Source organism: Polaromonas sp. (assembly GCF_012927455.1).
Classification (GTDB): domain Bacteria; phylum Pseudomonadota; class Gammaproteobacteria; order Burkholderiales; family Burkholderiaceae_C; genus Polaromonas.
Genome location: NZ_JABBPE010000008.1, coordinates 515,813 through 527,237, shown reverse-complemented (window position 1 = coordinate 527,237; position 11,425 = coordinate 515,813). Strand labels below are relative to the sequence as shown.

8 protein-coding genes are annotated in these 11,425 nt (G+C 59.6%); 1 reads left to right on the top strand and 7 read right to left on the bottom strand.

Annotated elements, in window-relative coordinates:
• Positions 1-422: 422 nt before the first annotated feature.
• Both HHJ18_RS11015 and HHJ18_RS11010 read right to left on the bottom strand, forming a co-directional pair.
• A complete protein-coding gene (locus HHJ18_RS11015) occupies positions 423-1,376 on the bottom strand; it encodes a tripartite tricarboxylate transporter substrate binding protein (RefSeq protein ID WP_296915144.1) in 954 nt (317 codons plus the stop codon).
• A gap of 146 nt (positions 1,377-1,522) precedes the next feature.
• Positions 1,523-2,575, bottom strand: coding sequence for a CDP-6-deoxy-delta-3,4-glucoseen reductase (locus HHJ18_RS11010; protein WP_296915141.1), 1,053 nt, complete (start codon positions 2,573-2,575; stop codon positions 1,523-1,525).
• Positions 2,576-2,659: 84 nt separating this feature from the next.
• Here HHJ18_RS11010 and HHJ18_RS11005 point away from each other — a divergent pair, with 84 nt between their 5' ends.
• Entirely contained in the window at positions 2,660-3,583 is a 924-nt protein-coding gene (locus HHJ18_RS11005; RefSeq protein WP_296915139.1) for an NAD-dependent epimerase/dehydratase family protein, read from the top strand.
• Between the two features lie 120 nt (positions 3,584-3,703).
• Here the strand turns inward: HHJ18_RS11005 and HHJ18_RS11000 are convergent, their stop codons facing one another.
• The 5 genes from HHJ18_RS11000 to HHJ18_RS10980 all read right to left on the bottom strand — a co-directional run bounded on the left by HHJ18_RS11000 (position 3,704) and on the right by HHJ18_RS10980 (position 11,055).
• Positions 3,704-4,084, bottom strand: coding sequence for a S1C family serine protease (locus tag HHJ18_RS11000; protein WP_296915136.1), 381 nt, complete (start codon positions 4,082-4,084; stop codon positions 3,704-3,706).
• A gap of 202 nt (positions 4,085-4,286) precedes the next feature.
• Positions 4,287-7,106 carry a response regulator gene (locus tag HHJ18_RS10995; RefSeq protein WP_296915134.1) on the bottom strand — a complete coding sequence of 940 codons (2,820 nt, stop codon included), beginning with the start codon at positions 7,104-7,106 and terminating at the stop codon, positions 4,287-4,289.
• 164 nt (positions 7,107-7,270) lie between these two features.
• Positions 7,271-9,259, bottom strand: coding sequence for an EAL domain-containing protein (locus tag HHJ18_RS10990; protein WP_296915131.1), 1,989 nt, complete (start codon positions 9,257-9,259; stop codon positions 7,271-7,273).
• A complete protein-coding gene (locus tag HHJ18_RS10985) occupies positions 9,256-9,768 on the bottom strand; it encodes an Hpt domain-containing protein (protein ID WP_296915128.1) in 513 nt (170 codons plus the stop codon). Before HHJ18_RS10985 ends, HHJ18_RS10990 begins: the two co-directional genes overlap by 4 nt.
• Before the next feature lie 873 nt (positions 9,769-10,641).
• Entirely contained in the window at positions 10,642-11,055 is a 414-nt protein-coding gene (locus HHJ18_RS10980) for an RNA-binding protein (protein WP_296915125.1), read from the bottom strand.
• Positions 11,056-11,425: the final 370 nt, after the last annotated feature.

Below are 11,425 nucleotides of genomic sequence, written 5' to 3'. Positions count from 1 at the left end.
AGCTTGAACTCCAAGGTGTATTTGCCCCGCGCATGTCCGTCGTTTCTCTTGCTCATCTCGATCTCTCCAGTTGATGAATTTGACCATCAGCTATGGAGTACGTTTTTGAGGGGCACGGTCAAACCAAGGGGTCGTGGGTTCAATTCCTGCCAGCCGCACCAAAACGACAAGCCCTAGGATTGAAAAATCCTAGGGCTTTTTCGTTGCTGCTCTATGTTTTTTCATCGACCGCTGTCTGCTCCAGGGTCGAGTTCAGCTCGGCGAATTGAGCTAGGCTGGGTGCTTCGTCAGGACTATGACGCTGCTCCACCGCGCAGGGTCATCGCGTCCCCGGGGCCTATTAGCCCTGAAAAAAATGCTATCAATTATATAGCTACTTACGCACGTATTCATTGGGCTAGAGACCTATATTGACAATAAACTCAGTCCACCCTGGCGCCTGAGGTCTTCACCACTTTTTTATACTTCGCCAGTTCACTTTTCATGAACGCGCCGAACTGTTCGGGCGTGCTGGCTACCGGCTCGGCCATCAGCATGCCAAAGCGGGTTTTGGCCTCGGCTGAATTGAGGGCGGCAACAAAGGCCGCGCTCAGCTTGGCGACCACATCTTTCGGTGTCGCTGCCGGAGCGACGAGTCCCCACCAGGTGTCAATCTCAAAACCTTTGAGGGTTTCCGCCACGGCCGGCACATCGGGCAGGGCGGCGCTGCGCCTGGCTGTTGTCACAGCCAGCGCCTTGAGCTTGCCGGCCTTGATGTTGCTGGATGCGGTGGCGAGGTTGTCGAAGTTGAAGTCGACTTGGCCGCTCAGCAAGGCCAGCTGCGCCGGGTTGCCGCCGTTGTAGGGAATGTGCAGCGCAAAAATGCCTGCCTGCGCCTTGAAGAGTTCACCGGCCAGGTGGCCGGCACTGCCGTTGCCACCGCTGGCGTAGTTGAGCTTGGCCGGGTTGGCCTTGGCGTATTTGATGAGGTCAGCGACGCTGTTGATGTTCAGCCGCCGCGCGGTATCGGCGTTCATCACCAGCACATTGGGTACGCGCACCATTTGCGTGATGGGTGCAAAGTCGCTGGCCGCGTTGTAGGGCATCTTGCTGTAAAGCCAGGGGTTGATGGCGTGCGTGGCCACCGCCGCAATGCCTAGCGTCAGCCCATCGGGCGGCGCTTTGGCCAGCGCGTCCACGCCGATGTTGCCGCCGCCGCCGGGCCGGTTTTCGATGATCACGGTGCCCAGCGTGTCTTTCACGCGTTCGGCCATCAGCCGCGCGGTCACGTCAATCGGGCCGCCGGGCGCGTAGGGCACGATGATGCGCATGATCTTGCCGGAGGGTGTCGCGCTCTGCGCGCTGGCGGGCGGCGCTAGCGTAAGGGCTCCAGCCATTAACAAGGCGCTCACAACGAGTAATTTGAGACGCAGGGTAGGGAGTTTGCCTGGATGAGTTTTCATAGGACTGGTGTGTAAAAAATGCCGGGCGGCCCGCTGTTAACGAAATTCCCTGCCTTGGCCGGAAGCCGCAACAAGCCGTCTCATGCCGCCTTGGCGGCCTGGTCAGCCTTGTCGGCCTCGGTGGTGAACGAGTCGGCGTAAAACTCTTCAGGCGGCAGGCCCGCCAGCGCGCTGTAGTCGGCTCTGGCCGAATCCACCACAATCGGCGCCCCGCAGGCGTAGACCTGGTGGGCCGACAAGTCTGGCAAGTCCTCCAACACGGCCTGGTGGACGAAACCGGTGCGGCCGCTCCAGTTGTCTTCGGGCAGGGCGTTTGAGATAACCGGGACGTAGCTCAGGCTAGGCATCTCGGCCACTTTGGCCAGTACCCATTCATTCATGTACAAGTCGGCCGGCCGGCGGCCGCCCCAGTACAGCACGGCGGGGCGCGTGATGCCTTTGAACTGCAGGTGCTCGATCAGCGCCTTGATGGGCGCAAAGCCGGTGCCTGAAGCCACCAGCACCATGGGTTTGTTGCTGTCTTCACGCAGAAAAAAGCTGCCGTAAGGCCCCTCTATGCGCAAGATATCTTTCTCTTTCATGCTGCCGAACACCTGCTCGGTGAAGGTGCCGCCCGCCATGTGGCGAATGTGCAGTTCAATGCCCGGAGTTTCAACCTGGGTATGCGGTGCGTTACCCATTGAGTAGGCGCGGCGCACGCCGTCACGCAGCAAAAATTCCACATACTGGCCAGCGTGGTATTTGAACGGCTCGCCGGCTGGCAACTGCAGGCGCAGCACCATCACATCGTGCGAGGCGCGCGCCAGGCTACTGACGCGCGAAGGCATTTTCTTGATCGGGTAGGCGCTTTCGTCGGTGACCTGACGCGATTCGATGACGATGTTGCTGTGCGCCACACCGCAGCAGGTCAGGATGAAGCCCTTGGCCTCTTCCTCAGGCGACAGGGCCTTAAGCTGGTGCGGGCCATGCGTCACGCTGCCTTCGATCATCTTGCACTTGCAGGAACCGCAGGCGCCGTCCTTGCAACCGTAGGGCAGGCCAATGCCCTGGCGAATCGCCGCCGCCAGCAGAGCTTCGTCGGCGTTGACGATGAAAGCCCGGCCGCTTGGTTGCACGGTCACGTTGAAGCTCATATTCGGTATCCTTGGGGTTCTGTTGATCTGACATTAACCCTACTGACCATTGGCTTGGCTGGCTTTCCCAGCAGGTCCCCAATTTTGCGCTCAAACCTAAACCCCCTTGGCGCCCTGCCATCGCGCTTTCGCCGCCAGCGTGTTTTGATCGTCGGTTGCGGCGATGTCGGAATGCGCGTTGCCCGCCAACTGCCGCCGCGGCTCAAGCTGATCGCCCTCACGTCGTCGGCCGAACGCTTGCCGGCGCTGCGCGCGCAAGGCATTACGCCTTTGCTGGGCAATCTGGACGACCGCGCCAGCTTGCGCCGCCTGGCCGGGCTGGCCACACGCGTGGTGCATCTGGCGCCGCCGCCCAGCGACAACCCGGACTGGCGCAGTGATCCACGCACGCTGGCGCTGCTGCGCGCGCTGCGTTTGCGCAGCCCGCCGCGCTCTCTGGTCTATGGCTCCACCAGTGGTGTCTACGGCGACTGCCAGGGCGCATGGGTGCGCGAGACGCAGCCCGTCAATCCCAACACGCCGCGTTCCCAGCGCCGCGTGCATGCCGAAGGCCTGCTGCGGCTGTTCGGGCGCAGCAGCGGCACGCAAGTGCACATCCTGCGCATTCCCGGCATTTATGCGTCCGACCGCGAAGGCGGCACGCCGCGTGGCCGGCTGCTGCGCGGCACGCCCGTGCTGCGGCGCGAAGACGATGTCTACACCAACCATATCCACGCCGACGATCTGGCCAGAGCTTGTCTGGCGGCGCTGTGGCGCGGCAAGCGGCAGCGCATCACCCATGCCAGCGACGACTCGCAGCTGTTGATGGGGGATTACTTTGACCTGGCCGCCGACCTGTACCAGTTGCCGCGGCCGGCGCGGCTGGCGCGCAGCACGGCGCAGCAGCAACTGCCGCTGATGCTGCTGAGCTTTATGGACGAGTCGCGCCGGCTTGACAATCAGCGGCTGAAAAAGGAACTCAAGCTGGTGCTGCGTTACCCGACGGTGGCGCAAGGCCTAGCCGAATAGTGAGCTTGTCTGCTATAAAAAATATAGCTGCTTACGCCCGCAGTTATTAGGCTACAGACCGATTTAACTAGAAAATCAGATGTTCGACGTTTTTTTAGCGTCAGCCTGCGGTCCTGCGCTTTAAGCACAACGGTGTTGGCGTCGGCGCGCTGCAGCACCGTGAGTTTGGATTTCGGCATCAGGCGCGGAGCGGTCCCACAGCTTTTCGTAAAGCGCTTCCAGCGTGATGACCTTGGCACCATCCACCGCCAGCACCATGTCGCCCATTTCCAGTCCGGCCAGCCGTGCCGGGCTGACCTCGCTGACGCGTGCGATCTGGATGTGCCTGCCCTGGTCGCTGGACGTCAGCCCCAACCGGGGGCGGTGGCTTTTCAGGCTGCTGCCCGACTGCTGCAGCTCGGCCAGAATCGGGCGCAACAAGCCCACCGGCACAACCATATTGCCTGGCAGACGTCTGTTCCGACCAGTCGCGTCGGCCACCAGCAGCGAACCTATGCCCATCAGCCCGCCTTTTTCGATGCCGTTGCAAGTGTCAGGGTCAAGTCGTCCGCGCCTGGCATCGGGCGCAAGGAAAGCTTTTTGCAGGAAGTGTTGCCGGCGTCCGGCGTGGTTTACGCGCCGTAGCCGCCTATGCCTGCGTAAAGGTCGTGTTCGTCGCCCAGGCCGTTCACATGCCCGGCGCGCACGCGCGCTAGTTTTGCCTTTAGAGGTGGCCAGCAGAGGCCGCCGTACCGACCGGATTCGCGTTGAGGTCGGCGAAATATCTATCGAGGCTTGCCAGCGCACCAGACAGCGCGTGGTCGAGGCGCCTCAGGTATTGCACCAGCAGCGGGTCTGCTAGATTCGCGGCCAATTCGTATTCAAGATAACGTTCGAGCGATTCCGCCGCATGCTGGACTTGCCGCGCACCAATGCTTGAAGCGACGCTGCGCAGGGTGTGCGCACGCCGCGTGGCAATTGCGCGATCGCCGCTGCCGATGGCTTCACGCAAGTCCTCCACCGCAAGGCGCTGTGATTCGCGGAAGCGGTCGAGCAGCTTTAGATAGAGCGCGCTGTTGCCCGCTACATGTGACAGGCCCAGGGCGGCGTCGATGCCCGCCAGAAGCGGCACAGGGTCTGCACTTTCAGCGTCGGCCGCCGGCGGCCGCGCTACTACCGTCGACGCGACCCGCAGCCAGCGTGAAACCGTCGCATACAACTGCTCCGGGTTGATGGGCTTGGTAACGTACTCTTGCATGCCTTCGTTCAGGCAGCGCTCGCGAACGGTCGCGACGGCATGCGCTGTCATGGCCACAATCGGCAACTTGGCGAAGCGCTGGTCCGCCCGAATCGCAATGGTCGCTTCGTGCCCGTCCATATGCGGCATTTCCAGATCCATCAATACCATGCCGTAAGCGTGCGGCCCGGCCTGGTGCAGCATGGCTACCGCCTCACGCCCGGTGTTGGCTATGTCGACCTGGATACCGACTTGGGCAAGCAGTTCGACCGCGATTTCCTGGTTTATTTCATTGTCTTCTGCCAGCAGGATGCGCGCGCCCGGAAACTGGTGCTGAGGCGCCTTGCGCGCCGCGACCGGTTTGACGCGCCGCGCAAAGGCAGAAACCAGCGTATTTACCAGCGACGATTCGGTAATCGGCTTCAGCAGAAAACCGTCGGCACCCAGCGCAGCCGCCTCTGCCTGCACCTCTTCCTGGCCGAAGGCGATCATCAGTATGACGGCCGGCGGCGCGAGCAAATCCGGGTCCGACTTGATTCGCTCAATCAGTTGGGCGCCATTGAGATCGGGCATCATCCAGTCGGTTAATACCAGCTGGTAGGGTTCATGCGTGGAGTCGGCACTGTGCAATTTCATCAGGGCCTCGCCGGCTGATGCCGCGCAATCTATCCGGACCGGCAACGCCCTCAACCCGTCCACCAAAATCGCGCGTGCCTGCGCGCTGTCGTCGACGACCAGGATGCGGGCGCCATTGAGCGCAGCGGGCATCACGCAGGCAGCTTTCGGCGACACCTCTGCGAGGCGCAAGCTGAAGTGAAATTTTGAACCAAAGCCTGCTTGCGTATCAACGCTTATTGTGCCGCCCATAAGTTCCACCAGATGCTGCGAGATGGACAGTCCCAAACCAGTGCCGCCATACTTGCGTGTGGTTGAACCATCAGCTTGCGAGAATGGCTGAAACAGCTTTGCTTGCTGCTCGGGTGTCATACCGATGCCGGTGTCTCGCACTGCGAACATTAGCGTGACCGTGCCGTCCGCGCCGTATGCTCCGTCCGCCAGCGTGCAGGACATTTCAATTTGGCCCGCTGCGGTGAACTTGATGGCATTGTTGATCAGATTGACCAGCACCTGCCCCAGCCGCAGCGGGTCGCCGATGAGGTGACGCGGAACGCTGTGCGGCACCTTGAACAGGTATTCCAGACGTTTATCTGCCGCACCCTGGCTGGTCACCACCGCCAGGTTGGACAACACATCGTCAAGGCTGAACGGAATTTCCTCCACATCCAACTTACCCGCCTCAATCTTGGAAAAATCGAGAACGTCGTTGATGACTCCAAGCAGCGACTGCGCGGCCTTCTGGATATTTTCAACATAATTGTGCTGCTTGGGATTGAGTTCAGTGCGCAGCGCAAGGTGCGCCATGCCGATGATGGCGTTCATCGGGGTCCGGATCTCGTGACTCATGTTGGCTAAAAAATCGGATTTCGCTCTGGCGGAATCTTCGGCTTTCAAGCGTGCTGCATGCAGTGCTGTCTCGTTCTCGCGTAGCGCGCGGTTCATGTACCGACTGGAGTTGTTCTGTTTGCGCAGCAAAAAAATAATGGCCAGGCCTACCGCTGCGATGGACAGGAAATAAAGCAGCGTGAATTTAAATGTCCAGACGTTGAGGGGCAGCGGCTGGTTGATCGAAATTTCCTGGATGCCGCGCACATCCCCGACTTTCCAATCGCGTTTCTTGCCCTCAAGGTTGGAATTGTGGCAACCGACGCAGCCGGCGCCCATCAGAACCGGCGTTATTACGCGCACTCGTGTGTTTAGCCCTGAGGTGATGACCTCCACCTTGGGTGTTTTCTCGACGTCCGAGCGCAAGCTTGCCAATGCGGTCTTCTCGAAGGGGTCGAGCACGTGCGGCTCGCTGTTTTTGAAGAACCTGTCGTCGGTCACAAAACGGTATTTCACGTTCGACTGGTTTTCCGAGACAACACTGCCGAGCGCAAGCGATAAGGCCGCGGGTATGGGGATCGCACCCGGCACCTCCAGGTAGTTGGGCAGCACCTGGACAGCCTCGCCGTTTTTCGCAAGGATGCGAGCAACAACATCGCGACTGTAAAAGCCGCGTATCCCGTTCATGATCGTGTTGAGATCGGACGCCTGGCGCTGTAAAGCAGCTTCCGTAATCCCTTTCAAGTCGAGCCATGCCGCTATCGGCAATCCGGCGAGCAGCACCAGCAGTATTCCCACCTTCAGAAGATCTTTCCAGCGCGGGTTGGTTTGAAATGGCATTTGGTGATCACGCGGATTTTGCATGTAGCATCTTCGTAAGTTAAGTCAGGTGGGCGCGGGGCTCATGGCGCCTGCACATTTTGAAAGTGGTGTCGATGATGTGCGGGCAACGCCACAGGGCCGTCACCCAGCCCTGCGCGGTGGTTGACGTGGCATTCTTTATTGGGCGAGAGGTTCAGGCTTGCATATCAGCCACGAAAACTGAGCCAGCGCGCCTTGTGCGGAAGCCATTTCAGGGCAAATTCGCCGGCTCCCATCGGTTCGTCGAAAAGGCTGCCCTGGCATTGGTCACATTGCTGCGCCTTCAGGAAGGCAAGTTGAGCGGTGGCAGTGATCCCCGTGGCGACAAAAGTGAGGCCCAGGCTACGAGCCATCGCGATCATGGCCGTCACGATGGCGGCGTTGTCCTTGTTTTCCTCGATCTTGTCGAAAAACAGCGGATCGACCTTGATTTCGTCGATGGGGTAGCGCCGCAGATGGATTAACGACGATTGGCCGGCACCAAAATGGTCTAGCGCGAGCCTGACGCCCATTTGCTTCAGCCCAACCAACGATTCCACTTCTTCCTGACGCGAGTGCAGTGTCGACGCTTCGTGCAGTTCAAGGCAAAGAAACTCCGGCCTCAGCCCAGCTTTGATGGCATTGCGCACGCTCTCCATCAGTTGTGCAAGCGGCAACTGCTTAAGGGAGACGTTGACGCCCAAGTGAACGATTCCATAACCGGCTGCGCGCCAAGCCCGTGTCTGCTGAAGTATTTGGTCGAATACCCAGTCGACCATCACCAGGCTCATCTCTGATGTGGCTGCCAGCTCCAGCAGGCTGTCTCCTTGCAGTTGTCGTCCTGATGGCGGCTTCCAGCGAACGACGGATTCTGCACCCATGAGCTTGCCCGAGACCGCGTCAATGCGTGGTTGATACAGCAGCTCGAGTTCATCCCTGGAGAAAGCGCGGCGCAAGTCTGCTCCCATGCTGAGTTTGTTTACAGCCCTTTTATTCAGATCGGGGGAGAAGAACTCGTAGCTTTGCCTCCCAGACTCCCTGGCATGGCGCAGTGCCAGCTCGGCGTTGATCATCAAAACGTCGGGATCGAGTCCATCGTCCGGAAACACGGCCACTCCGATACTGCAGGTGACCAAAATTTCTTGCGCGCCACCGGAGTTGAAGCCGGTGGTCGCAGCCTCAAGCACCTTGCTGATGAATCCTGCGGCCATCTCTACGTTGTACAGGCAGGGAATGAAGATCGCGAACTCGCCGCCGTCAACGCGAAAAAGCGTCGGACTACCCCTCTCGTTGCTTAATGAGCCGTCGGCCTCGGCTTCGGTTTCGACGCAGTTAGCCAGGCGTTTGCCTATGCGTTTGAGCAAATGGTCGACGGCGACGCGGCCTAAGGCGTCATGGATAGCGGAAAAATCGTCGATGCCGACATGCAATAGCGCACCCGGATAGTCGTCCGCTGCGGCCGCCGCCAGTCCCGATCTCAAGGCCTGGATGTAACGCAGCTTGTTCGGTAGGCCGGTCAGGGGATCGTGGTGAGCAAGCGCGTCGCGGTAAGCCGTGGCGGCCAGGGTGTTGCGGATTCTCAGGGTCAGTTCGCTCGGATCCACCGGTTTTTGCAGGAAATCCATCGCCCCCTTCGACAGGGCCTGCAGCTTGACCAACGCATCGGTGGTGCTCGTCATCACGATAACGGGGATATGGCACAAAACCGGGTCAGCACGCATGGCGTCCAGAATCTCCATTCCGTCGACCTTGGGCATGGACAGGTCCAGCAATAACACGCTTGGCGGCTTTGCCCGCATCGTCAGGATGGCAGTTTCCGGTTCGTGGGTGGAGACGAACTGGCGGTAACCCGCCTGCTCCAGCAACGCCTGGGTCATTTCGATATTGAGTAACTCGTCGTCAACCATCATGATGAGCGCATCGGCTACGCCCCCAGCACAATGCTGGCCCAAGATACCGTCGTGGGAGATGGCGTTTATCCGAGAGCTCGATAACTTGTTTTCTTTCGGCAGCAACCCTTTGCCGGTTAACCCAGACCTTCGGTCATCGTTTATAGAGGGGGCCTTCTTTGGTGTCGGCTGGCTCGCTGCGACTGGAAGCGGCTTGGCAGCACCGGTGCGTTTTCCTGGCCATGCCATTGCTGACATACGCGGGGTCCAATGGAGAAAATGAGTCATGAGGTCGCCAGCGCGTCGGGCACAACCAGCTGACTCGCCATCCGGGCCAACTGTCTCAAGGCCGTTGCCGCCGCTAGCGCGTCGCCCTGTTTGGCCAGTGCCTGCAACTCGCGGGCAGGCAGTGTGAAAGCGTCGTAGCCCACGGTGCCCGCCACCCCCGCCAGCCAGTGGCCAAAGCGAGCGAGTGCCTCCATGTCGCCGCTGGACTGCGCCGTGTCAGCCAGGTCCAGTTGCTCATGCAGCAGCCCGGCAAACTTGCGCACGATGGGCGAAAGGCGGACATTGCCTGCGTACCGCGAGTGGATCGCCGCGTTTTCTTGCGTCTCTGCCAAGCGGGCAGGAACGTCACCCGCGGTGCCTGCCCTAGCCACCGTTTCAGCTGGCTTGCGCAGCGGCAAGCCCTCCAGCGGTATGTTCGCGGGCGAACTTGCGGCTTTGATGGTCAAACCCAAGCCGGTACTGGAAAAACGGCGGGCGATGGAAGTCGATGTCCACCAAACGAACTTCATGCTGGAGGTCCTGCGGCTAAATGTGAATTTCGTTGTACTCACCTGCAGCGATATTATGTGGTTACACGTTGTTTCTTTTAAGTATAGACTTTTACATGAATTGGGCAAGCCATACCGACAACCCGGCTGCGAGCGTCGCAAATTGGCACAGCCCTCCCATCCGATGTCACCCGGCCGGCAACCACCGCCGCAGCAGCGCCGGCAAAGTGGCTTGGGAACGCAACAAGGTGTCGGTAGTGCACGGCCTGCGACGACCGCACCGGCCGTTCCGGGCGGCAAGGGCGGGCAATACCCATTTTTTAGTGCCTTACGCCACCTCTTCTTTGAGGATTTCCTTCTCCAGTGTCGTCTTGCCCAGCACACGCTGCAGTCTGGCGGTCTCGGCGCGGCTGCAGCGGGTTTGGAAGGGCAGGCGACCGATTAGCCGGCAGCCACTGCCGTCAAGGTCTCTTGACGATAGGGCTCTAGTCTTTGGGGCGGCAAGCGGGCTGCAATGTCGGGGCCGAATCACACATCAGCTTGGAGACCGTATGAATACTGGGTTCTGCAAAGATGTTTGAAAAGCACCGTCGTTTTTCAAAGTGTCCCCCTTTGTGGGGTTTCGACACGCCCTAAATGTTTGAGGCTTTCTGAAAGCCCTCAATAATCGCGGCGCAATAGGGAAACGGCGAATACTGGACTCTTGGTGCTCGACCTGCACCCTCCGCGGATACGTTACGCCTCAGGCAGACCAATTTGATAGCGCAATTTCGTTCTTCCAAAGAAAAAAGGCTCCAAAACCGAAGTTCCGAAGCCTCTTGTGCTTTGCTCAGCGAAAGGCTGAGACAGCTGGTTTGCAACGACATCTCTGCCGTTGACTGGGTTTGCAGGACTTTAGTAGCCGCCGCGACCACCGCCGCCAGAACGATCTCCACCGCCGCCGTAGCCACCACCGGAACGATCTCCACCGCCGCCGTAGCCGCCACCACCGGAACGATCTCCACCGCCGCCGTAGCCGCCACCACCGCCGCCGAAGCCGCCGGTACGAGGAGGACGTGCTTCCATAGGACGGGCTTCATTCACAGTGATGCTGCGGCCCCCAAGAGACTGACCGTTCATGCCGGCAATTGCGGCTTGCGCTTCGGCATCGCTGCCCATTTCAACAAACCCAAAGCCTTTGGAGCGACCGGTGTCGCGTTCCATCATGACTTTAGCGCTGGTGACAGCGCCAAATTGACCAAAAGACTGTTGCAGATCTTCGTCACGCACCGTGTAAGGCAGGTTGCCGACGTAAAGTTTATTGCCCATAGGGACTCCTCAAAAAACACATAAAACAAAAGCGATGGGGTCCCGAAAGCACAACTAACCCGAAAAGTACCGCCGTGGCGCGCGAAACTGGCCGATCACCTAACTTGTGCGAGATTTTTACCCGCACATTTATATTATGCGTCAAGAAACGCGTGGCAGCACCATTCCTTGCTAACAACGTGGGAACCAAATGAAACCGGTTGTGCACGTTCTGGAGTCGGTTTTGCTTTAGCCCCCCCCACCGGAGGTCGGGTAGAGCGTCCTTGGAAATGTCGTTTGCAAATACGCAGCAAAAATCAACGTCATAAAACCGCCCACAAGCGACGACCGTAGTGTCGCGAATGGTTTGAGCAAACCCAATTTTTTTAAT